Here is a 22,430-nt window from a genome sequence, read left to right on the forward strand (position 1 = left end):
CACGAACGCAGCACCCCTTCCCCGGCTCGGCACACCCCGCGGGACGGGAACGGCCCCGCCCCGGCACAGGGTTCCCGGCGCTGCTAGAACCGCCCGGCCTTGACGGCGAGGAGCAGTTCGCGGAGGCGGGGGACGGTGGTGGTGAGGACTTCGGCGGGGTCGGTGCTTTCGCGGAGGAGGATGGTGCGGGATTGCCGGGCCACCTCGACACATCGTGCGTCCCCTCCGGAGAAGGAGGACTTCTGCCAGTTGACGCGCAATTGGAGCATGTGTTTCGTTCTCACAGTTCTTGCAGGACACGGTGGATGAACGCCCTCGTCTCCCGCGGATCGAGCGAAATGCTCTCCAGAGAGTGATAGGTCGTCCGATAGAGGGCGACCTGGACTTCGGAGTCCACGAAAGTCAGCCCGTAGAGAGTATCCACCTCCACCGTGTCGAGTTGCGGAACAGCGAACCCTGCATAGAGCATGGACTCGGTCTCTGCCGTCATCTCCTCCGTCTCGAACGGGATCACCCGGATCGTGGTGCCCGGCCGATCGGCGACTCCCAGCAGATGCTCGAGTTGTCCCCGCATGACCTTGGCGCCGCCGTAGCGCATCCGGAGTGCGGCCTCATGGATGACCGCTTGATAGGGCGCGGGCTTCTCCCGTTCGAAGATCTGCTGGCGCCGCACCCGGTGCTCGACACGCGCGTCCAGATCGGTACTCGGATGCTGGCGCAGCGAGAGGGAGAAGACAGCGCGGGCGTAGTCCTCGGTCTGGAGCAGCCCCGGAATGACCAGCATCTGCACCGAGCCCAGATACGCCGCGTGATGCTCAAGTTCGGCAAGGTCCAGAAAGCTCGGGGGAAGGATCCCCCGATACTCGTCCCACCAGAACTGACCGCGACGCTCTCTGGTGATGGCACTCAGCGCGTCAATCAGCGCACGATCCGTGCATCCGTAGTGCGCACACAGCCGGCGCACCCGCTCCTCACTGATCCCGGCCTTGCCCGATTCGATCAGGCTCATCTTGCTCTGGCTCGTGCCGAGCAGCGCGCCCGCGTCCCGGGCGCTCATCCCTGCCCGCTCACGGAGCTTCCGGAGTTCGGTTCCGAGCCGTACCTGGCGCGCAGTCGGATTATCCCTCGGTGGCATGCCCCTACCTTGGCGCCCTCAACGAGTGAGAGCCGTCACTGTGGCACAGGACCACCTGATCCGGGGAACCTTTCCGGGATTCCTTCACCCGGGCAATGCATTGCCCCTACTGTCTGTGACCCATCCCACACGAAGGGAGGCACAGCGCCGTGACCACCCCCACCACCTACACCCTGCGCGCCCCCGTCAACACCCTCGCGCCCAAGATCTGCCGGGACCTCGTCGCCGGAGTGCTGCACATGCTCGGCCACGAGCGGCACGCCTACACGGCCAAACTCCTCACCAGCGAGTTCGTCACGAACTCCTATCTGCACGCGGAGGACACCGACATCGTCACCCTCGACATCGAGGTCTCCAAGCCCGCCCTGCGCGTGACCGTCCACGACGGCGCCCCGGAGATCCCCCGTCAGGGTGCCCCCTCCCTCGACTCCCCCGGTGGCCGCGGCCTGCACATCACCTCGGCCCTGGCCACGGCCTGGGGCAGCACGGTCACCGTCGGGCAGGGGGGCAAGGGCGTGTGGTTCGAGATCACCCTGTAGGGCGATCCCGGTGGACCGCCCGTGTCACCCACACGGGGAAAGCTCTCACAGCCGCAGCTTGAAGCCCTCGTGGCTGCGCTCGAAGCCCAGGGAGCCGTAGAACCGGTGGGCGTCGGCGCGGCGCTTGTCGCTGGTGAGCTGGACCAGTCCGCAGCCGCGGGCCCGGGCCAGGTCGATCGCCCGGACCAGCAGTTCGCGCCCGAGGCCCGCGCCGCGCCGGTCGGCGCGTATCCGCACCGCCTCGATCAGCGCCCGCTCCTCGCCGTGGCGCCCGAGGCCCGGTATGCGGGTGAGCTGGAGGCAGCCCAGGACCGTTCCCTCGCCGTCGTCCAGGACGAGCATCTCGTTGCGCGGGTCGGCGTCCACGGCGGCGAAGGCCCGCTCGTACGCCTCGTCCACCTCCACGGCCGCGGGGTCGGCCACGGTGTCCTCGTGGGTCAGCAGGGCGATGATCGCGGGCAGGTCGCGGCGGGTCGCGGTACGGAAGATCATGCCCGGCAGCATCGCAGGCCCTCCCGGAACGCCGTTCCCGCGCCACGGATTCGAACGGTAGTGTCAGCCCGTGATCACCGTCGTGGCGCTGCACTGTTATCCGGTCAAGGGCTGTGCCGGCATCCCGCTGGAGCGGGCCGAGCTGACACCCGCGGGCATCGCGCACGACCGGGCGTTCATGGTCACCGACGACGCCGGGACCTTCCGCAGCCAGCGGCGCGACCCGCGGCTCGCGCTCGTCCGGCCGGACATCACCGCCGAGGGGGACGTGCTCGTCCTGCGCGCCGACGGGTTCGGCGAGGTCCGGGTCGAGGTGGACACCACCGGGCCGCGGCGGGACGTGGAGCTGTTCGGCAAGCCGTTCCTCGGGATCGACCAAGGCGGGGCCGCGGCCGACTGGCTCTCCGAGGTGCTCGGCGCGCGCAGCCGGCTGGTGCGGGTGCCGCCGGAGCACGACCGGGTCACCGACGGCCTGGTGCCCGGCACCTGCGGCTGGGCCGACAGCGGGGCCGTGCACCTGGTGTCGGCGGAGTCGTTCGCCCTGCTCAACGACCGCATCGCGGCGCAGGGCGGGCAGCCGCTGCCGATGGACCGGTTCCGGCCCAACATCGTGGCCCGGGGGTGGGCGGAGCCGCACCAGGAGGACGGGGTGCGGCGGGCGCGGGTCGGGGAGGCGGAGTTGGCGTACACCAAGCCCGCCATTCGCTGCGCGGTGACCGTGGTGGACCAGGAGCGGGGCGTCAGGTCGGGCCCCGAGCCGCTGCGCGCGCTGGCCGGCTACCGGCGCTCGGCGCTGGGCGGGGTGACGTTCGGGGTGAAGTTCGCCGTGCCGGGGCCGGGGAGGCTGGCGGTGGGCGACGAGGTGGCCGTGACGGCGTGGGGCGAGCCGGAGGTCTAGGGCCCGGCAACCCGCCGACCCCCGGGCCGCCGTCGGGGAACCGGTCACGACGGGGAACCGGTCACGACGGTTGCCCGCGGCGGCTGTGGCATTCCTCATGTACACGCTGCGTATAGCTCTGGCCTAGAGTGCGCTTGTCATTGGGTGGGGGTCCGGCGCACAGCCGGTTGTCCGGGCGGCCGCATGGGGAGCGCCGCCACTTTCCATGGAGTCCATCGACGGGTGCGGCGGTCCGCCGTGCCCGGTACGGGCCTGCCTCCGCCCGCTCTCCACGAGAAGAAGGCAGCGCGATGCGGGGGAAGCGGGGGAAGGGCCCGGCGGTCCGGGCGAGGGTGGCCGCCGCCGTGGCGGGGTGCGTGAGCCTGCTGGTGGCGCTGAGCGGCTGCGCCAAGTTCGACACCACGTCGCCGGAGTACGCCAGGACCCATGTCAAGGCCGGGGCGGAGGGGCGGTTCGGGGCCGTGGACTGCCGGGAGGCGAAGTGCATCGCCCTCACCTTCGACGGCGGGCCCGGCCGCAGGACACCGGAGCTGCTGGACATCCTGGAGCGGGAGCGGGTGCCCGCCACTTTCTTCCTGCTCGGGCGGCGGCACATCGACCGGTACCCGGACACCGTGCGCCGCATCGCGGCCGAGGGCCACGAGGTGGCCAACCACACCTGGACCCACCCGCGGCTGACCGAGGTCGGCACCGCCCGCATCCGGAAGGAGCTGACCCGCACCCAGGACGCCATCGAGGAGCTGACCGGCCGCAGGCCCACCCTGATGCGCCCGCCGCAGGGCCGCACCGACGGCAAGGTCGCCAAGGTGTGCAAGGAGCTGGGGCTGGCGCAGGTGCTGTGGAGCACCACCGCCAAGGACTACAAGACCAGGGACTCCGAGCTGATAGCGAAGCGGACCCTGAAGCAGGCGGACCGGGACGGCATCATCCTGCTGCACGACATCTACGAGGGGACCGTGCCCGCGGTGCCCGACATCATCGGGAAACTGAAGGCGCGGGGGTACACGTTCGTGACCGTCTCCCAGTTGCTCGCGCCCGGCACCCCGGAGCCCGGGAAGGTGTACCGGCCCTGATCAGTCGGCGAGCACGGCCCGCCAGTCGTTGCAGCGCATGAAGTGACCCGGCGGGTACTCGAACTCGCACTCCTCCAGCAGGGTGAAGCCCGCCCTGCGGCAGACCCCGTTCGAGGCGGGGTGGGACACGGACGGGAACGCGTGCAGATGGCGGTGGCGCTTCTCCTCGCGGGCGGCGGCCACCGCCGCGACCACGGCCGCCGCCGCGATGCCCCGGCCCTGATGCTCGGGCAGGACGCTCCATCCGGCCTCGTACACCATCTCCTCGCGCCACCGCCGCTCCCAGTAGCCGACGATCCCGGCGGGCTGCCCGCCGGGGAGGAGCACCACGCGGAACATCTGGCCCCGGCCCGTGCCCGCGGTCAGCTCCGTGTAGCGGCGGTGGCGGTCGCGCAGGCCCTGCTCCGTCTCCGGGCCGCCGACGTGCGCCGTCATCTCCGGGGTGTTGGACAGGCGCAGGAGTTCGAGGTCGGCCTCGGTGTCCGACCACGGGATGAGCCCGATCCTGGGTGTCTGCCGCTGCATGGTGGGGCTCCCGCCTTCCGGAGTGCCGTCCGTCCGCCTTCGTGTCCGGCTCCATCGAAGCACCCGGGTCCGACACTCCGGGGGCGGTGCCCGGCCGCTACATGTCCAGCACCGAGGTGAGGAACTCGCGCGCCCACGCCAGCAGGTCCCGGCCCACCACCGGCTTGCCGCCGATGCGGGCCGTCGCCGGGCGCGGCACCAGCACCTGCCTGGTCGCGGCCTTGACCACCGAGCGGGGGTACAGCCGCTTCAGGCGCAGCTCCTGCGACTCCCGCAGCTCCACCGGGCCGAAGCGGACGTTCGGGCCCTGGAGGGTGATGTCCTGCACGCCCACCCGGCGCGCCAGCAGCCGCAGCCCGGCGACCAGCAGCAGGTTCTCCACCGGCTCGGGCAGCGGGCCGTACCGGTCGGCCAGCTCCTCGCGGACCGCGGCGATGTCCTCCTCAGAGTTCACCGAGGCGATGGACCGGTACGCCTGGAGGCGCAGCCGCTCGCCGGGCGCGTAGTCGTGCGGCACGTGCGCGTCCACCGGCAGCTCGATCTTGACCTCCAGCGGGGCCTCCTCCGCCTCGGCGCCGCCCTCCTCCAGCGAGGCCCGGTAGTCGGCGACCGCCTCGCCGACCATGCGCACGTACAGGTCGAAGCCGACGCCCGCGATGTGCCCGGACTGCTCGCCGCCGAGCAGGTTGCCCGCGCCGCGGATCTCCAGGTCCTTCATCGCCACGTACATGCCCGCGCCCATCTCCGAGTGCTGGGCGATGGTGGCCAGGCGCTCGTGGGCGGTCTCGGTGAGCGGCTTCTCCGGCGGGTACAGGAAGTAGGCGTAGCCGCGCTCCCTGCCCCGGCCGACGCGGCCGCGCAACTGGTGCAACTGGGACAGGCCGAAGACGTCGCCGCGCTCGACGATGAGGGTGTTGGCGTTGGAGATGTCGATGCCGGACTCCACGATCGTGGTGGAGACCAGCACATCGGACTTCTTCTCCCAGAAGTCCACCACCACCTGCTCCAGCGCGGACTCCGACATCTGGCCGTGCGCGGTGGCGATGCGCGCCTCGGGGACCAGCTCGCGCAACCGGGCCGCGGCCCGGTCGATGGACTCCACCCGGTTGTGGATGTAGAAGACCTGGCCCTCGCGCAGCAGCTCCCGGCGGATCGCCGCCCCGATCTGCTTCTCGTCATACGGTCCGACGAACGTGAGGACCGGGTGGCGCTCCTCCGGCGGCGTGGTGATCGTGGACATCTCGCGGATGCCGGTCACCGCCATCTCCAGGGTGCGCGGGATGGGCGTGGCGGACATCGTGAGCACGTCCACGTTCGCGCGGAGCTTCTTGAGCTGCTCCTTGTGCTCCACACCGAACCGCTGCTCCTCGTCCACGACGACCAGGCCCAGGTCCTTGAACCTGGTCTCGGAGGAGAACAGGCGGTGAGTTCCGATCACCACGTCCACCGAGCCGTCGCGCAGGCCCTCCAGCACCGTCTTGGCCTCGGTGTCGCTCTGGAACCGGGACAGCGCCTTCACCACGACCGGGAACTGCGCGTACCGCTCGGAGAACGTGGTGAAGTGCTGCTGCACCAGCAGCGTGGTGGGCACCAGGACGGCGACCTGCTTGCCGTCCTGCACGGCCTTGAAGGCCGCCCGCACCGCGATCTCCGTCTTGCCGTAGCCCACGTCGCCGCAGATCAGCCGGTCCATCGGCACCGGCTTCTCCATGTCCTGCTTGACCTCGGCGATCGTGGAGAGCTGGTCCGGGGTCTCGGCGTAGGGGAACGCGTCCTCCAACTCCCGCTGCCACGGCGTGTCCGCGCCGAACGGGTGGCCCGGCGCGGCCATCCGCGCCGAGTACAGCTTGATCAGGTCGGCGGCGATCTCCTTGACGGCCTTCTTGGCCCGCGCCTTGGTCTTCGTCCAGTCCGCGCCGCCCAGGCGGTGCAGGGACGGGGCCTCGCCGCCGACGTACTTGGTGATCTGCTCCAGTTGGTCGGTGGGCACGAACAGGCGGTCGCCCGGCTGGCCGCGCTTGGCGGGCGCGTACTCCAGCACCAGGTACTCGCGGGTGGCGCCCTGCACGGTGCGCTGCACCATCTCCACGTAGCGGCCCACGCCGTGCTGCTCGTGCACCACGTAGTCGCCCGTCTGGAGGGTCAGCGGGTCGATGGTCTTGCGGCGCCGCGACGGCATCCGGCCCATGTCCTTGGTGGACGACTTCTGGCCGGTCAGGTCCGTCTCGGTGAGGACGGCGAGGCGCAGGCCCGGGTCGACGAAGCCGTTCTCCACCCGGCCGCACGCCACGTGCACCACGGACGGCTCGGGCGGGGCGGTCAGCTCCGCGTCCAGGCGGGCCGCGATGCCCTCGCCGCCCAGCACCTCCACCATGCGCGCGGCCGGGCCGTGCCCCTCGGTGAGGAACACCGTGCGCCAGCCGTCGGCGAGCCAGCCCTTGGCGTCGGCCAGCGCGCGGGCGGTGTCCCCGCGGTAGGTCTCCGGGGCGCGCATGCCCAGGCGCAGGGCGTCGCCGTCGGCCGCCGCGCCGTCCTCGGCCTCACCGGAGGAGAACGGGCTCACCGACCACCACGGCATGCCGATCTCGCGGGCGTGCGCGCGCACGTCCGCCAGGGACCACAGGGAGGCCGCGCCCAGGTCGATCGGCGCCTTGCCGCCGTCGGCGGTGGCCGCCCAGGACGCCTGGAGGAACTCCTGCGAGGTGGCCACCAGGTCCGCCGCCCGGGTGCGCACCCGCTCCGGGTCGCACACCACGGTCAGGCTGCCCGCGGGCATCACGTCCAGCAGCAGCTCCATGTCGTCCACCAGCACCGGCGCCAGGGCCTCCATGCCCTCGACCGCGATGCCCTCCGCGATCTTCCCCAGCAGCTCGGCCAGGCCCGGGTACCGCTCGGCCAGCGCCGCGGCCCGTGCCCGCACCGCGTCCGTCAGCAGCAGCTCCCGGCACGGCGGCGCCCACAGGCCGTGCTCGGCCACCTCCAGCGAGCGCTGGTCGGCGACCTTGAAGTAGCGGATCTCCTCGACGTCGTCGCCCCAGAACTCCACCCGCAGCGGGTGCTCCTCCGTGGGCGGGAACACGTCGAGGATGCCGCCGCGCACGGCGAACTCCCCGCGCTTCTCCACCAGCTCCACCCGGGAGTACGCGGCGGCGGCCAGGCGCTCCACCACGTCCTGGAGGTCGGCGCTCTCCCCGGCCCGCAGCGACACGGGCTCCAGGTCGCCGAGCCCCGCCACCTGCGGCTGGAGCACCGAGCGCACCGGCGCGACGACGATCCGCACCGGCCCCGCCGTGGGGTCGTCCGCGCGGGGGTGGGCCAGCCGCCGCAGCACGGCCAGGCGGCGGCCGACGGTGTCGGAGCGGGGCGAGAGCCGCTCGTGCGGCAGCGTCTCCCACGCCGGGTACTCCACGACCGCGTCGCCCTCGGGCAGCAGCGACCCGAGCGCCGCAGCCAGGTCCTCGGCCTCGCGACCGGTGGCGGTCACGGCCAGGACCGGGCGCCCGGAGCGGGCCAGGGCCGCCAGCGCGAACGGCCGCGCCGCGGGCGGGCCGACCAGGTCGAGATGGGGGCGGTTCCCGTCGCCGGCGGCCCGCACGGCCTCAGCGAGCGCGGGATCCTCCACTACGACGTCGAGCAGGCCAGTCAGGCTCATGAGTGGCTACGTCCTGTGACTTCGCGGAACGGACAGAGGCAACGGACGGGCATGGCGCGGTTACGGTCTCCACACGGCGGCAACGCGAACAGCCCGGCGCGGGCTGCGGCCGGGGGTGTCCAGCGTACGACGTGGGTGTGACGGCGTGCGCGGGGAGCCGGAGGCGCCGGGGGCGGCCCGGCACGCGAGGGCCCCGGGCCGGCGGGTGAGCGCCGGCCCGGGGCCCGGGGAGGGGGCTGGCCTCCCCCCGAGGACCCGCCCCGAGGGGGCGGGGCCCCGGCTACTCGGTGGCGATCGCGTTCAGGACGTTCATCCTGCCCGCCCGGTACGCCGGGATCAGGGCGGCGATCAGGCCGACGAAGGCGGAGCCGAGGAAGACCCAGCCGATCGTGGCCCACGGGATCTCCAGCACCTTCAGGCCGCCGAGTTCGAGCAGCCTCTGCGCGGTGACGCCCCACACCAGGCCGAGACCGAGGCCGAGGACCGCGCCGAACAGGGCGATGACCACCGATTCGAGACGGACCATCTGCCGCATCTGGCGGCGGGACATCCCGATCGCCCGCATCAGGCCGATCTCCCGCGTCCGCTCGACCACCGACAGCGCCAGGGTGTTCACCACACCCAGGATGGCCACGATGATCGCCAGGCCGAGCAGGCCGTAGACGAGGTTGAGCATCTGGCCCACCTGGTCCTCGAGCAGCTTCTTGTAGTCGGCCTGGTCACGCGCCTTGACCTGCGGGTACGGGTCGAGGGCGCGCTGCATCGCGGCGTACGCCTGCTTCTCCTTGCCGTCCTCCGCCTTCATGAACAGGGCCATGTTCAGGGGCAGCTTGTCGCCCTTGAGGTAGTCCTTGGCGGTGGCGGTGCTGACGTACATGGCGCCTGCGTCGAGCGTGGTGTCGTCGGTGGTGACGGCGCCGACCCGCAGCTTGGCGGTGCCGCCCTCGATGAAGGAGACCGTGACGGTGTCGCCGACCTTGACCTTGTGGTCCTCGGCGAAGCCCTCCGGCACCGAGATGCCGTTCTTGGCGTAGGCGGCGGCGAGGTCGCCGTCCACCGTCTCGACCCGCAGGTCCTCCTGGTAGGTCGGGTCGGCGGCGCTGACGTCGGTGGTGCTGGTCTTGCCGTCCGGCGTGGTGATCTTGACGTTGATCACCCGGTACTCGGTGAAGTGCTCGATGCCGGGGACGGAGCGGACCGCCTTCTCCACGTCGGGGGCGATGAGCTGCTGGGTCTCGGACTGGACGATGAAGTCCGCGCCGACGGACTTGTCCAGTTCGTCGCTGGCCGAGGCGACCAGCGAGGAGCCGACCACGGACAGGCCCGCGACGAGGGACAGGCCGATCATCAGGGCGGCGGCGGTGGCGCCGGTGCGGCGCGGGTTGCGCAGCGCGTTGCGCTCCGCCATCCGGCCCACGGGCCCCCACAGCCGCAGCAGCACCATGCTGAGCCCGCGGACGATGAACCCGGCGAGCAGCGGCCCGACGACCACGATCCCGAGCAGGGTGAACAGCACGCCGAGGGAGAGCATCATGCCGCCCTGGCTGCCGGAGTCGGCGGTGGCCGCGGCGGCCAGCGCGGCGCCGCCGATGGCGGTGAGCAGCAGGCCGACCACGGCCCGCACCTTGCCGGCCTTGCCGTCGGCGGGGGTGCCGGCGTCGCGCAGCGCGGCCATCGGGGAGATCCGCCCGGCGCGGCGCGCGGGCAGGTAGGCGGCGACGACCGTGACCAGGACGCCGACGACCAGGCCGACGATGGGCGTGGCGGCCTTCACCGTCAACTGGGAGGTGTCCAGGTTCATGCCGAGCAGGCCCATCAGCTCCATCAGGCCGATGGCGAGCCCGATGCCCCCGGCGATGCCGAGGACGGAGCCGATGACGCCGAGCAGCAGCGCCTCGATCAGCACCGAGCGGTTGACCTGCTTGCGGCTGGCGCCGACGGCGCGCAGCAGCCCGAGCTCACGGGTGCGCTGGGCGACCAGCATGGAGAAGGTGTTGACGATCAGGAAGACGCCGACCAGGACGGCGATGCCGGCGAAGCCCAGCATGATGTACTTCATGATGTCCAGGAAGCCGCCGAGCTCGTCGCCCGCGTCGTCGGCCGCCTCCTTCTGGGTCTGCACCTTGTAGTCGTCGCCGAGGGCGGCGACCACGTTCTTCTTCAACTGGTCGTTGCTGACGCCGGACGCCGCGTCGAGGTCGATCTCGGCGGTGACGTCGGCGGAGCCGAGCAGCTTGTCCTGCGCGGTCGCGGTGTCGAAGAAGACCAGCGCGGCGCCGGGGTTGGTGGTGGTGAAGGTGGCGATGCCGGTGACCTTCACCTCGAAGGTGCCGGGCACGGCGATGACCTTGAGGGTGTCGCCGATCTTCACGTCCTTGCGGTCCGCGGTGTCCGCGTCGACCACGGCCTGTGCGGGTCCGCGGGGCAGCTTGCCGGAGGTCAGCTCGACCGGGGAGCGGTCGGTGTCCTGCCAGTTGACGCCGATGGTCGGGGCGCCGCCGGAGGGGCCGATCGAGTCGTTCTCGGCGTCGATGACCGTGATGTTCTCGGAGTAGACGTCGAGGTTGACCTTCTTGACGCCGTCCACCTTCTCGACCCGCTCGACCAGCGACACCGGGACGGTGGCCTGGCGGCCGGTGTCCTGGGCGTCGTCGATCTCCTTGGCGCTGATGGTGACGTCTGCGGAGGTCTCGTTGAACAGCGTGTCGAAGGTCTTGTTGATGGTGTCGGTGAACACCAGGGTGCCGCAGACGAACGCGACCGAGAGCAGCACGGCGATCGCCGACAGCGCCATGCGGCCCTTGTGCGCGAAGAAGCTGCGCAGCGAGGTCTTGACGACGGTCACGCGGTCCTCCCGCGCGCGTCGAAGCGCTTCATGCGCTCCAGGACGGTGTCGGCCGTGGGGTTGCGCATCTCGTCGACGATCCTGCCGTCGGCCAGGTACAGCACCCGGTCGGCGTAGGACGCGGCCACGGGGTCGTGAGTGACCATCACGATGGTCTGGCCCAGCTCGTCCACGGAGCGGCGCAGGAAGCCGAGGATCTCGGCGCCGGCCCGCGAGTCCAGGTTTCCGGTGGGCTCGTCACCGAAGATGATCTCCGGTCGGGCGGCCAGGGCGCGGGCCACGGCCACGCGCTGCTGCTGGCCGCCGGAGAGCTGGTTGGGCCGGTGCTTCAGCCGCCCGGCCAGGCCCACTGTCTCCACCACGCGGTCCATCCAGCCCTTGTCGGGCTTGCGGCCCGCGATGTCCATGGGCAGCGTGATGTTCTCCGCCGCGTTCAGGGTCGGCAGCAGGTTGAAGGACTGGAAGATGAAGCCGATCTTGTCGCGGCGCAGCCGCGTCAGCTTCTTCTCCTTCAGCGAGGTGATCTCGGTGTCGCCGATCCATATGCGGCCCTCCGAGACCGTGTCCAGACCGGCCAGGCAGTGCATGAGCGTGGACTTGCCGGAGCCGGACGGACCCATGATCGCGGTGAAGCGGCCCCGGGCGATGTCCACGTCCACGGCGTCCAGCGCCACGACGCGCGTCTCGCCGGATCCGTACGCCTTGGTCACCTGCCGGGCGCGTGCCGCCACGGCGGTGCTGCCCCCGCTGTCCTCGGCCCGGGATTCGGCCATTGCCGTCGTCACTGTTGTCTCCTGCGTGGTAGATGCGCTTGCTCTTGCCTGCCGGCCGCCCGGCTCGCCGGTGCGGCTGGGCCAGGGTGCCCGCTCGCCGTCCCTCGGCGCCCGTCATTTTCGGTGCGGTGCGCGTCGGGCCGTCCGTCGTACGACAAGCGTGCTGCCCGAAGGGGGAGGGCCGCGATGGGGAAGGGCTCCGTATCCGACGTGGGGTTGTCCCCACCCACCGCATGCGGCGGGCCCCCCGTGCCCCTCGCCTGCGGTGCCGTGGAGCCTTCCGACGAGTCATCACTCTAGGCGGGCGACGCCCCTGGTCCCTCCTGCCCTGGGACGAAACCGGTGGTCGGAGGTTGTACGCGGCAACCCCTAGGGGTCCTGCTCCGGAAGGGGGCGCCGGTGCCGCCCGGCCCGGCCGCCGCCCCCCTCCTCGGGTGGTGGGAAGCGCCGCTGCCTGCGGTAACGCGCGGGACGCCGCGCCGCGCCGCGTGGAAAGGTGTGGATGACACCGATCCATCCGGCCGGACGGGGCAGGGGTGCGGGCAGAGCCCGACAGGAGGAAGGGGCAGCCGGTGACGTCAGCCGCGGAGGGGCCGCAGGAGGAGACAGCCGCCGGGGAGGGGTCCGGCGCGGGCGGGTCCGGCCGGGGCGGCGGGACGGCGGGCGGGGGCGGGCGGGAGAGCCCGCGGGACGCGGAGGGCGCGGCCCCGGGCGGGCGGCGCGCGGTGGTGGTCCTCGCGCTGATGCTGACCATGACGCTGGCCGCCGTGGACACCACCATGGTCTCCACCGCGGTTCCGCACATCGTCGCCGACGTCGGCGGCTTCACGATGTTCAGTTGGGTCTTCAGCGCCTATCTGCTGGCGCAGACCGTCACCATCCCCGTCTACGGCAAGCTCTCCGACCTCTACGGCCGCAAGCCGGTCCTCATCGCCGGCACGACGGTGTTCCTCATCGGCTCCGCGCTGTGCACCCTGGCCTGGGACATGCCGAGCCTGATCGTCTTCCGGGCCGTGCAGGGCCTGGGCGCCGGGGCCATCCAGGCGACCGTGCTGACCCTGGCCGCCGACCTGTACCCGCTGAAGGAGCGCGGCCGGATCCAGGCCGCGCTGTCCACGGTGTGGGGCACGGCCTCGGTGGCCGGCCCTTCCCTCGGCGGGGTGTTCGCCGAGTACCTCTCCTGGCGGTGGATCTTCCTGATCAACCTGCCGGTGGGCGCGGTCGCGCTGCTGCTGATCTCCCGCCACCTGCGTGAGCGGGTGCGCCGCTCCCGCGCCCGGGTGGACTGGGCCGGGGCCGTGCTGATGCTGGGCGCGGGCGTGACGCTGATCCTGGCGCTGGTGCAGGGCGGGGTGGCCTGGTCGTGGCGGTCCGCGCCGAGCGTGGGGCTGCTGTCCGCGGCGGCGGTGCTGACGGCGCTGACCGTGGTGGTGGAGCGGCGGGTCGCCGAGCCGGTGATGCCGCCGTGGATATGGACCCGGCGCGTCCTGGTGGGCGTCAACCTCTCGCACCTGTGCATCGGCGTGATCATGATCGGGCCGAGCGTGTTCCTGCCCGTGTACGCCCAGGAGGTGCTCGGGCTCGGCGCGGTGCAGGCCGGCCTGGTGACGGCGACCATGACGATGAGCTGGCCGCTGGCCGCCGCCCTGTCCAGCCGCCTGTACCTGCGCATCGGCTTCCGGGACACCGCGCTGATCGGCGCCGTGCTCGCCGCGGCGGCCGCGCTGTGGGTGCAGGCCCTGCCGTACCGGCCGCCGCTGTGGCAACTGGTCGGGGCGACGCTGCTGCTCGGCGCGGGGCTCGGCCTGTTCTCGCCGACCACCACCGTCGGCGCGCAGAGCACCGTGGGGCACTGGCAGCGCGGCACCGTCACCGCGTCCGTGGTGTTCTCCCGCTACCTCGGGCAGAGCCTCGGCGCGGCCGTGCTCGGCGCCGTCTCCAACGCGGCCCTGGCTTCCCGCCTGTCCTCGGCGCCCGAGTCGCTGCGGGAGCGCCTGCCGGAGCGGGTGGACGACATCGGCCAGGGCCTCGGCCGGGAGTCCGCGGTGCCCGAGGCCGGCGCCGACTACCTGCGGCACGCCCTCGACCTGGCCACCCACCGGGTGTACCTGGGGGTGGCGGTGGCGTGCGGGGTGGCGCTGCTGCTGCTGGTGCTCGTCGTGCCGCGGGAGTTCCCGAGGGCGGAGGACGACCGGGACGGCACGGACCGGGACGGCGCGGACCGGGACGGCGCGGACGGGGACGGCGGCGGGCCGGACGGCGGGGCGGCGCGGGAGCGCGCGGGCGGCAGGGCCCCGGTGGGGAAGGAGGACGCGGACGGGCGGGAGGAGCGGGGGTGAGCCGCGCCCCCGGCCGGGGGCGCGGGCCCGGCCGGGTCAGGCGCCCCGGCCGCCGTCGTGCTCGTCGTCCTCGTCCCAGGTGTCGATCACCGACGACGACGTTATGGCCGCCAGGCTGGCCCGGACGTGCCGCAGGTGGGCCCGTATCTCGTCGCGGTGCTTCTCGTGGTCGCGCTGGAAGCGCTCGGCCTCGCGGCGGATCCGCTCCGCCTCCGCCGACGCCCGCGCCAGCATCGCCTTCGCCTTGGCGTCCGCGTCCTCCGTGCGGTGCCTGGCCTCCTGCTCGGCCTGCACCTGCGCGCGGCGCGCCGTCTCCAGGCGCTCCCTCGCGTCCTTCTCCAGCCGCTCCACGCGGTGCGTGAGGCGGTACTCGCGGTCGCTCAGCTCCTGGTCCAGCTCGCGGGTGCGCCGCTCGCGGGCCCGCTCCAGGGTGGCGAGGGTCTCGGCGATCCGGCCGCGGATCGTCTCCGCCTCGCGCTCCGCCTCCTCGCGCACCCGCGCCGCCTCGGTATCCGCCTCCCGGCGCAGCGCCTCGGCCCGCTCACGCGCCGCCTCCAGCAGCAGCCCGGCCTGCCGGTCCGCGTCCTGCCGCAGTCGCTCGGCGTCCTCCGCGGCCCCGTCCAGCGCCTCCCGGCCTCGCCGCCGCGCCTGCTGCTGCTCGGCCTCCCCGGCCGCCTCGGTGGCGGCGCGCAGCTCCGCGGCCTCCTCCTCCACCAGGCCGATCAGCTCGCGGGCGCGCTCCCCCAGCGACCGCCAGTCCGGCGGCGGCAGCGCCGCGGCCTGCCGCCGCAGCGCCTCCACCCCGGACTCCAGCTCGCCCGCCAGGGCCGTCAGCCGCCGTATCCGCTCGTCCGCGTCCGCCCGCTCCCGGGACAGCGCGGCCAGCGCCGCGTCCACCTGCGCGGGCCGGTAGCCGCGGCCGAAGACGGTCCGGAACTCCGGCGTGCCCTGACCGTCGTGAGGCGTAGGACCCAAGACCGCTCCCCCTTCTGCCCTGTGTCCAGTCTCTGCCCTGTGTCCAGCCGTTCGTGGGTGTTCGGGTGTTCGGGTGACGGGTTGCCCGGAACGGACGTTCTACAGCAGTCCGTCCCACATCTGCTCGAGCAGCACCGACCACCAGTGGTCCGGGGACCCCAGCGCCGCCGGGTCCAGCCCGGCCAACTGCGTCTGGAAGTCCACCGTCCACCGGCCCGCCTGCTCCGGGGTCAGCCCCGTCCGCAGCCGCCACATGCGGCCCAGCAGCGCCAGGCAGCGCACGAACTCCGGCAGCCCGCTGTTCACGAACTGCGGCGCCGAGGGCTGCCCGCCGGGGGCGGCCTCCAGCGGCAGCGCCACGATCGCGGCCGTGCCGTACTGCACGCACATCTGGCGCCCGAAGTCGTTGCCGAGCACCAGGTACGACGCCGCGTCCGGCCCCGGCTGGCGGCCCCGCTCCATCGCCAGCTCCGCCAGCGTCGGCACGGGACGGCCCGGCACCGCCTGGGCCCAGAAGAACGGGCCGAAGTCCAGCGGCAGGCCCGCCCACACCAGCGTCTGCGCCACCACGTCCGGCACCCCCGCCCGCGACACCGCGCGCTGGTCGAACCGGAACACGCCCTGCGGCCCGAACGCCTGCATAAGCTCGTGCCCGATGGCGTCCGGGGGGACCAGCGGGATGCGCTGCACCTGGTTGGGGTGCGGCAGGGGCACCCGCTGCGGGTGCGGGCGGGCCGGGCCGCCCGCCACCTGGTGCAGCTCGCCGTGGTGCTCCAGCAGGTGCTGCACGCCCTGCTGGCGGGAGGCGTGGTCCCGGCCGTACGGAGCGGTGTGGCTGATGCGCACCTGCGGCCAGGACTCGCGGATCATGCGCGAGCAGTAGCCGCCCGGCAGGTCGCACGACTCCAGCTCCGTGTGCAGCTCCAGCACCTGCTGCGGCGGCACGTTCAGCGCCCGCAGCTCGTAGAGGATCTGCCACTCGGGGTGCGGGGTGCCGGGCGCGCTGCGGCGGATGATCTGCTGCTCGGACCCGTCGGGCGCCCGGTAGCGCAGCACTGCCATGTAGCCGGGGCCGACCGTGGGCACGCCGGGCTGGGGGTGGTGGGGCTGCGGTTGGTGCGGTTGCGGTTGGTGCGGCTGGGGGTGGTGCGGCTGGGGTTGAGGGGCTTGGGTTTGAGGGGTTTGGGGTTGGTGGGGCGGCTGCGGTTGGGGCGCGGCCTGCGGTTGGTGGGGCTGGTGCGATGCCGGGTGCGGCTGGTGCGGTGCCGGGTGCGGCTGGGCGTGCGGCATCGGCCCGTGGCCGGGGAACGGCCCGGCGGGCGGCGGGGGCGGGGGCATGCCGGGCCCGGGGGGCGGCGGGGGCGGCGGGGCGGCCGGGGCCGGGGGCGGCGGGGGCGGGGGCGGGGTGTGGCCGGGCGCAGGTGTGCCCGCGCCCGGGGCAGGCGGCGGCGGGGGCGGAGGAGGCGGCGTACCGGGACCGCCCGCCGGAGGCTGCGCCAGCATCGTCGGCGCGTGGTGCTGCGCCCCACCGCCCTGACCGGGAACCGGCGGCGGCGGGGGCTGGTCGGCGGGGCCGCCGCCGGCCGGGGGCATCATCTGGGTCGGGATGTAGCCGCCCGCGGCGGGCGGCGGAGGCGGCGGCGGGGTGTTGGCGCCCGAGCGCGGCGCCTTCTGGGTGCTCTCCTCCGCGATGTCCGCCCGCACCCGGCCGGGCCCGGGGGGCGGCGGGGGCGGAGGAGGCGGGGTGTGGCCGGGCGCAGGTGTGCCCGCGCCCGGGGCGGGCGGCGGCGGGGGCGGAGGAGGCGGCGTGCCGGGACCGCCCGCCGAGGGCCGCGCCAGCATCGTCGGCGCGTGGTGCTGCGCCCCACCGCCCTGACCGGGAACCGGCGGCGGCGGGGTGTGCGGGCCGGGGGCCTGCCCGGGACCGGGCGGGGGCGGGGGCGGGGGCGTGTGCTGCCCCGGGACCTGCCCGTGCGGCTGCCCCGGCGCCGGAGGCGGCGGCGGGGTGTGCTGCCCCGGAACCTGGCCATGACCCTGGCCCTGGCCGGGCAGCGGAGGCGGAGGCATGTGCCGGCCGGGAGCCTGACCCGGGAACGGGCCGGGCTGGCCGGGCTGGCCGGGCATCTGCCCGGGCTCCCCCGCCATCTGCCCGGGCGCGGGCGGCGGCGCCGGGTAGCCGTAACCGCCGGGCGCTCCCGGGTGCTGCTGCGCTCCCGGGTGCTGCTGCGCCGGGTGCTGCGGGGCGGGCTGCTGCGGGGCCGGGGCGGGCGCGGCGTCGTCCTGGGCGGGCTGCTGCTTCCTGCGGCCGAGGCGCAGACCGCGCCTGGGGCGCGACGGCTCGGGCTCGGGCTCGGGCTGCGGCTCCGGCGCCGGGACGGGGTGCGGGGCCGACGGGGGCGTGTGCAGGGACTCGTCCACCGGCTCGGCGATCCGCGTCCTGGCCAGGCCGTCGTCGCCGTCGCGCGGCGCAGGGGCCGCGTCCCGGCCCGGGTCCGCGGCCGGGGCGAAGCCGGGCGGCAGGGAGCCGTCCAGGCTCAGGCTCGGCAGCAGCTCCGTCCTCGCCTCGGAGGCGGGCGTGGCGTCGGCGGGCTCGTCCTCGGCCGGGTTGACCAGCGGCGGGGCGAACACCGTGGGCGGGGGCGGCACCGATCCGGCGACGCTCGCGGTCTCGCTGGTGTCCGCGCCGGTCCACGGCGCGGGCGGCGTGGCGGGCCCGCCCTGCGGCCCCGCGCCGGGGCCCGGCCAGGACGGCTCGGGGGACGGCGGGACGGGGGCGGGCGGCGGCATCGGGCCGGGCGGCGGCGCTTGGCGGCCCAGGTCGGCCAGGCCGGACGAGGGCGCGGGAGCGGGCGGGGCGGCGGGCGCCGGGGCGGGCCGCGCCGGCGGCGGGGCGTCCGCCGGGCGGTCCTGCGGGGCGGCGGGCGCCGGGGCCTCGTCCTTCTTCTTGCGCTGGTCGGGGATGCCCATGGCGTCGGCCGCGTCCTGGAGCCACTGCGGCGGGCTCAGCAGGAACGACGTCGCCTCCAGGTCGGTGGGCCGCGGCGGCGCGGGCGGCGCGGGCGCGGCCGCGGGGGCGGTGCCGTACAGCTCCTCGTACCGCCGTACCACCTCGCCCACCGGCAGCCCCGGCCACAGGGTGGCCTCGCCGCTGTCGCGGGCGATCACCATGCGCATCCGGCCGCCGTCGGACCTCGGCCCGTCCTGGCGGTCCACCGCCCAGCACACGAAGCCCAGGTCGAACTCGCGGACCCGCACCTCCCGGCGCTGGTACGCAGGGACGTTTCCGTTGACCCAGTTCTCGGCGCGCTCCTGCGCCTGCGCGAAGGTCACCACCGGTCGCTCACTCCCCCACCGGGACGGCGGCGGCGAAGCCGCCGTCCACCATCAGATCGGCCACGGTCTCCAGTTCGGGGGGGTTCCCGACCAGGCGCTGGAGGAAGGCGTCGAGGTCGTCGCCGCACGGCAGCAGCAGCTCGGCGACCCGCTGGTGCACGGGCCAGTTGTCCCGGTCCCGGGCGTCGTCGTGGGCGCAGAACCACACCGAGCCGTTGTTCTCGCCCTTGACCTTGACCGCGAGCAGTCCGCCCTGCACATAGGCGATGGCGAGGAAGTCCTTGGTCAGGTGGTCGCGCAGGCACTTGTTGGCGTACACCAGGTCGTTGACGGCCGGCTCGTCGCGCACCGTGAAGAACGGCTGGTCCAGCAGCAGTCCCAGCTCGGGGTCGAGGGCCACGCCGACGGGCGCGCAGCCGCCCGCGGCCTTCAGGAACGTGCGGTACGCGCCGGGCAGCCGGTAGCCGAGGTCCTCCTCGACGCCCAGCACCTGCTCCTCGCTGACCGCGACCGGCTCCTTGGGCAGCCGGAAGTGCACCGGGCGGGTCTCCTGGAGCGGGCGGGTGCCGCGCTTGGTGTGGTCCGCGGTGGACGTGGTCAGCCCTCCGTGGTGCCGCAGCAGGCTCTTGACCTCGACCGGGACCAGCTCCATGCCGCGGGTGTTGGCGACGTGGTGCCAGGTCCAGCCGTGCGGGGTGGCGACCGGGGGCAGGTTCGCCCACAGCTCGTGACCCGAACGGGCGCACGCCACGTTCGCGGAGACGTAGTCGGTCAGCCGCATCTCGTCCACGCCGAACCCCTCGGGCGGCTCCGCGATCTCGGCCGCCGCGCGCGCGTACGGCGAGAAGTCCGGGTAGCCGTCCTCGTCCACGCGCACCCCGTGCGGGTAGCGGGCAGCACGGACCGGGTCCGGGAAATGCACGACCTGCCCGGCGTAGGCCGCGTTCGGCGGCGCGCCCTCCGTGGGCAACGGCGCTCCCGGTGTGGCCGGAGCGCCGGGCCGACCTGTCGTCATTGCGGTAGCCCCCTGCTGGCTGAAGACTGTTGCCCCACAGCCTATGGGGTGATTGACAGGCGGTCCGCCCTGCGTCAACGACCGGTCGACCCGGGTGAACCCCTCACCCCGCCCGGCCCCGCCGCGGGGCGCCGTCCGCGGCGGCGCGGCCGGCCGGAGGGGTCCCCGCGGCACCCCGCCGGAGAGCGCACGAAGGCGAACTGGTGTGTGACTCAGCGCTCATTCGGCACCCCCGCCCCACCGCTCACTTCTCTTTCGCGCCGCCCTTTTGGCAGGCTGAGCGTTGCCGGGGGGCAGACAACGGGGAGAGAACGGGGAGGGAACACCAAGGGTGCACACCGCAGACCGACCGGCGACCGGGCCGACGGGCGGCCGCGACGCCGATCCGCGACTGGCCTGGCGGAGCACGCCCACGACCCTCGGCGCGGGCCCGCCGCCCCTGCTGCTGCACCGCCGCGACGGCATCCTGCCCGCGACGGCCGCGGCGCTGTCCGTGCGCGGCACCACCTACACCTGCGCCGGCACCAGGTCCGAGCAGCCGCCGAAGCTGCACCCCCTGGTCCGGGACTTCTTCGACGCGCTGCCCGTCACCCAGCGGGAGCGCTTCACCGGGCGCTGCCCCGAGGCCGTGCTGCTGTCCCAGTACCTGGCCACCGTCGAGGCGAACCGCTCCAAGCGCGCCTCCCGCAAGCCGCTCAGCCACGGCGAGGCCAAGCGCGCCCTGAAGCACGCCAAGCTGACCACCCGGCGCATCCGCGAGGACGGCGACCCGCTGCACGGGGCGTTCGCGCCCCCCTGCCGCTCCTGCGCGCCTCTGCTCACCCATTTCGGGGTACGCACCGTCGGCGCGCCCCCCGATACCGCATGATCGTTCCATGAGCACGACCACGCGTTTCCCCCAGGCCGTGGACACCGCGCTGCGCGCGGCGGGCTGGCAGCCCGGGCGCTGGGACATAAGGCAGGCCGAGGGCTGGGCCGACCTGCTGCGCGCCTACGTCTCCCCCGGCGGGCACCGGCACAGCGTCTTCCCGGCGGCGGTCGAGGTGTGGGCCGAGTTCGGCGGGCTCACGGTCGAGGTCACCGGCGCGGGCCGCGAGGTCGCCCGCACCCCGTTCACCGTGGACCCGCTGCGCGGGCTGCACCTCGCCCGCACCTTCGACGACCTCGGCCGCGCCCTGGACAGCAGGGTGTGCCCGCTCGGCGAGGAGGGCGAAGGGCAGGCCGTGCTCGCCATCGACGCCGAGGGCCGCGTCTACAGCCTGGACCACACCGGCGACTGGTACCTCGGCGCCACCTTCGACCTGGCCCTGAGCACCCTGGTCGTCGGCCTCCAGCCCGCCCGCCTCACCGCGGACGCCACCTGACGCGCCCCGCGGCACCGACCCCACGTCACCGGCGGGGAGCCGCGGGCAGCAGCGCCGACACCCGGAAGCCGCCGCCCTGCCGGGGCCCCGCCACGAACCCCCCGCCCAGCGCGGTGACCCGCTCCCGCATCCCGACCAGGCCGTTCCCGCCGCTGGGCAGCGCCGCGGACGGACGCCCGTCCGAGGGCCCGTTCTCCACCAGCACCGCCACCTCCTCCTCCCGGTACGCCACCCGCACCAGCGCCTTCGCGCCCGGCGCGTGCTTGTGCACGTTGGTCAGCGCCTCCTGCACCACCCGGTACGCGGTGCGCTCCGACTCCACCGCGACCGGCCGCAGCTCCCCCTCCACGGACAGGTCCACCGCCATCCCGGCCGCCCGGGACGCCTCCACCAGCTTCTCCACGTCCCCCAGCACCGGACCCGACCCGCCGTCGTCCTCCTCCGGCGCGGGGTCCTCCGCCGTCCCGTCCCCCGTCGGCGGGACCGCCCCCGCCGCGGCGCCCGCCGCGGGCGCCGCCACCGGCTCCGGCACCCCCTTCGCCGCGTCCTCCGTGGCCCGCAGCACCCCGAGCATCTGCCGCAGCTCCTCCAGCGCCTGCCGCCCCAGGTCCCCCAGCAGCTCCGCGTTGCGCGCCGCGCGCTCCGGGTCCCGCCCCACCAGCGCCTGCAACGCCCCGGCGTGCACCACCATCAGGCTCACCCGGTGCGCCACCACGTCGTGCATCTCCCGGGCTATCCGGGTCCGCTCCTCGATCCGGGCCCGCTGCGCCCGTTCCTGCGCCTTCTCCGCCAGCAGCGCCAGCTCCTGCTCCAGGCCGTCCGCGCGGTCCACCAGGCTCTCCACCAGGCGCCGCCGCGCCCCCACGTACAGGCCGAGCAGCATCGGCGCCACGGCGACGCCCGCCACCAGCGCGAAGGAGCTCAGCAGCAGCGCGGGCAGGGACATCTCGTCCTCGGGCCCGCCGGAGCCCCGCAGGTCGTACACCGCCACCACGTAGGCGCCCAGCGCGTTCAGCCCCGCCAGGGAGAACGTCACCCGCCGCGGCACCGCCGACGCCGCCAGCGTGTACACCCCGATGATGCCCAGCAGCACGCCCATCTTCGCCGGCGTCACCGCGAGCGACACCAGCATCACCGCCACCGGCCACCGCCTGCGCACCACGAGCACCGGCCCGGCCAGCAGCCCCAGCAGCACGAACGGCAGCACCGGCACACCCACCCGGTGCGCGAAGTCCACGCCCTCGGCCACGCACTCCGCGGTGGACGCCAGCGCGAGCCCGATGTCCAGCACCGCGCCGCGCCGCCGCGGCCACCACAGCCAGCCCCCGGCCCCCGCGGCTCCCCCGCCGCCCGGCTCCCCACCGGGCCGGGTGATCCCCCTCGATCTCATACCGTCAGCCTAAGCGGCCGGGAAGCGCCGCGGCTCCTATGCTGAGGCGCAGGTCGGACAGCGCGGTCCGTACCCGTCGTTG

17 protein-coding genes are annotated in these 22,430 nt (G+C 74.2%); 6 read left to right on the plus strand and 11 right to left on the minus strand.

Translation table 11 applies throughout. The features are described from left to right. Positions 1-83 precede the first annotated feature (83 nt). Positions 84-269 (minus strand): DUF397 domain-containing protein, encoded by a 186-nt coding sequence (locus ACYVO2_RS16680; protein WP_461008602.1) that lies wholly within the window; start codon positions 267-269, stop codon positions 84-86. Positions 270-280: 11 nt separating this feature from the next. Then, positions 281-1,135: a helix-turn-helix domain-containing protein gene (locus ACYVO2_RS16685; RefSeq protein WP_461008603.1), complete on the minus strand. Its 855-nt coding sequence runs from the start codon at positions 1,133-1,135 to the stop codon at positions 281-283. Positions 1,136-1,284: 149 nt separating this feature from the next. On the opposite strand from ACYVO2_RS16685, the gene ACYVO2_RS16690 reads away from it, so the two are divergent. After that, positions 1,285-1,674 carry an ATP-binding protein gene (locus ACYVO2_RS16690; protein ID WP_461008604.1) on the plus strand — a complete coding sequence of 130 codons (390 nt, stop codon included), beginning with the start codon at positions 1,285-1,287 and terminating at the stop codon, positions 1,672-1,674. Between the two features lie 45 nt (positions 1,675-1,719). On the opposite strand, the gene ACYVO2_RS16695 is transcribed toward ACYVO2_RS16690, so the two are convergent. Beyond that, on the minus strand, positions 1,720-2,166 hold the full coding sequence (locus ACYVO2_RS16695; protein WP_461008605.1) for a GNAT family N-acetyltransferase: 447 nt from the start codon (positions 2,164-2,166) through the stop codon (positions 1,720-1,722). Between the two features lie 70 nt (positions 2,167-2,236). On the opposite strand from ACYVO2_RS16695, the gene ACYVO2_RS16700 reads away from it, so the two are divergent. Then, entirely contained in the window at positions 2,237-3,064 is an 828-nt protein-coding gene (locus tag ACYVO2_RS16700; protein WP_461008606.1) for an MOSC domain-containing protein, read from the plus strand. Between the two features lie 290 nt (positions 3,065-3,354). Next, positions 3,355-4,137, plus strand: a complete 783-nt coding sequence (locus ACYVO2_RS16705) for a polysaccharide deacetylase family protein (RefSeq protein ID WP_461008607.1) — start codon at positions 3,355-3,357, stop codon at positions 4,135-4,137. On the opposite strand, the gene ACYVO2_RS16710 is transcribed toward ACYVO2_RS16705, so the two are convergent. From ACYVO2_RS16710 to ACYVO2_RS16725, 4 genes are all read right to left on the minus strand, one after another. After that, a complete protein-coding gene (locus ACYVO2_RS16710) occupies positions 4,138-4,662 on the minus strand; it encodes a GNAT family N-acetyltransferase (RefSeq protein WP_461008608.1) in 525 nt (174 codons plus the stop codon). Positions 4,663-4,759: 97 nt separating this feature from the next. Next, positions 4,760-8,314 carry a transcription-repair coupling factor gene (gene mfd / locus ACYVO2_RS16715; protein WP_461008609.1) on the minus strand — a complete coding sequence of 1,185 codons (3,555 nt, stop codon included), beginning with the start codon at positions 8,312-8,314 and terminating at the stop codon, positions 4,760-4,762. A 280-nt stretch (positions 8,315-8,594) separates the two neighbouring features. Further along, the gene (locus tag ACYVO2_RS16720; protein WP_461008610.1) at positions 8,595-11,159 is read right to left on the minus strand and encodes an ABC transporter permease; all 2,565 of its coding nucleotides are present in this window, start codon (positions 11,157-11,159) and stop codon (positions 8,595-8,597) included. Next, complete coding sequence (locus tag ACYVO2_RS16725) at positions 11,156-11,932, minus strand: ABC transporter ATP-binding protein (RefSeq protein ID WP_461008667.1); 777 nt, start codon at positions 11,930-11,932, stop codon at positions 11,156-11,158. Before ACYVO2_RS16725 ends, ACYVO2_RS16720 begins: the two co-directional genes overlap by 4 nt. Before the next feature lie 572 nt (positions 11,933-12,504). Here ACYVO2_RS16725 and ACYVO2_RS16730 point away from each other — a divergent pair. Continuing rightward, positions 12,505-14,271: an MDR family MFS transporter gene (locus tag ACYVO2_RS16730; RefSeq protein ID WP_461008611.1), complete on the plus strand. Its 1,767-nt coding sequence runs from the start codon at positions 12,505-12,507 to the stop codon at positions 14,269-14,271. A 36-nt stretch (positions 14,272-14,307) separates the two neighbouring features. On the opposite strand, the gene ACYVO2_RS16735 is transcribed toward ACYVO2_RS16730, so the two are convergent. From ACYVO2_RS16735 to ACYVO2_RS16745, 3 genes are all read right to left on the minus strand, one after another. Continuing rightward, the gene (locus ACYVO2_RS16735; protein ID WP_461008612.1) at positions 14,308-15,246 is read right to left on the minus strand and encodes a DivIVA domain-containing protein; all 939 of its coding nucleotides are present in this window, start codon (positions 15,244-15,246) and stop codon (positions 14,308-14,310) included. A gap of 99 nt (positions 15,247-15,345) precedes the next feature. After that, a complete protein-coding gene (locus ACYVO2_RS16740) occupies positions 15,346-18,579 on the minus strand; it encodes an SUKH-4 family immunity protein (protein WP_461008613.1) in 3,234 nt (1,077 codons plus the stop codon). Positions 18,580-18,586: 7 nt separating this feature from the next. Further along, positions 18,587-19,594, minus strand: coding sequence for an SMI1/KNR4 family protein (locus ACYVO2_RS16745; protein ID WP_461008614.1), 1,008 nt, complete (start codon positions 19,592-19,594; stop codon positions 18,587-18,589). Positions 19,595-19,925: 331 nt separating this feature from the next. Between ACYVO2_RS16745 and ACYVO2_RS16750 the strand changes: the two genes are divergently transcribed. Together ACYVO2_RS16750 and ACYVO2_RS16755 are read left to right on the plus strand one after the other, a co-directional pair. Further along, positions 19,926-20,462 (plus strand): YwqJ-related putative deaminase, encoded by a 537-nt coding sequence (locus ACYVO2_RS16750; RefSeq protein ID WP_461008615.1) that lies wholly within the window; start codon positions 19,926-19,928, stop codon positions 20,460-20,462. 7 nt (positions 20,463-20,469) lie between these two features. Then, on the plus strand, positions 20,470-20,958 hold the full coding sequence (locus ACYVO2_RS16755; protein WP_461008616.1) for an SUKH-3 domain-containing protein: 489 nt from the start codon (positions 20,470-20,472) through the stop codon (positions 20,956-20,958). 25 nt (positions 20,959-20,983) lie between these two features. Here the strand turns inward: ACYVO2_RS16755 and ACYVO2_RS16760 are convergent, their stop codons facing one another. Continuing rightward, entirely contained in the window at positions 20,984-22,348 is a 1,365-nt protein-coding gene (locus ACYVO2_RS16760) for a sensor histidine kinase (protein WP_461008617.1), read from the minus strand. Between the last annotated feature and the right edge of the window lie 82 nt (positions 22,349-22,430).

This window comes from Streptomyces capparidis, from assembly GCF_054782095.1.

What these genes read in the sequence shown, in the direction of transcription:
- ACYVO2_RS16680 (WP_461008602.1), bottom strand. Translation starts at nt 269, where the DNA reads ATGCTCCAATTGCGCGTCAACTGGCAGAAGTCCTCCTTCTCCGGAGGG.
- ACYVO2_RS16685 (WP_461008603.1), bottom strand. Translation starts at nt 1,135, where the DNA reads ATGCCACCGAGGGATAATCCGACTGCGCGCCAGGTACGGCTCGGAACC.
- ACYVO2_RS16695 (WP_461008605.1), bottom strand. Translation starts at nt 2,166, where the DNA reads ATGATCTTCCGTACCGCGACCCGCCGCGACCTGCCCGCGATCATCGCC.
- ACYVO2_RS16705 (WP_461008607.1), top strand. Translation starts at nt 3,355, where the DNA reads ATGCGGGGGAAGCGGGGGAAGGGCCCGGCGGTCCGGGCGAGGGTGGCC.
- ACYVO2_RS16710 (WP_461008608.1), bottom strand. Translation starts at nt 4,662, where the DNA reads ATGCAGCGGCAGACACCCAGGATCGGGCTCATCCCGTGGTCGGACACC.
- mfd (WP_461008609.1), bottom strand. Translation starts at nt 8,314, where the DNA reads ATGAGCCTGACTGGCCTGCTCGACGTCGTAGTGGAGGATCCCGCGCTC.
- ACYVO2_RS16725 (WP_461008667.1), bottom strand. Translation starts at nt 11,932, where the DNA reads ATGGCCGAATCCCGGGCCGAGGACAGCGGGGGCAGCACCGCCGTGGCG.
- ACYVO2_RS16745 (WP_461008614.1), bottom strand. Translation starts at nt 19,594, where the DNA reads ATGACGACAGGTCGGCCCGGCGCTCCGGCCACACCGGGAGCGCCGTTG.
- ACYVO2_RS16755 (WP_461008616.1), top strand. Translation starts at nt 20,470, where the DNA reads ATGAGCACGACCACGCGTTTCCCCCAGGCCGTGGACACCGCGCTGCGC.
- ACYVO2_RS16760 (WP_461008617.1), bottom strand. Translation starts at nt 22,348, where the DNA reads ATGAGATCGAGGGGGATCACCCGGCCCGGTGGGGAGCCGGGCGGCGGG.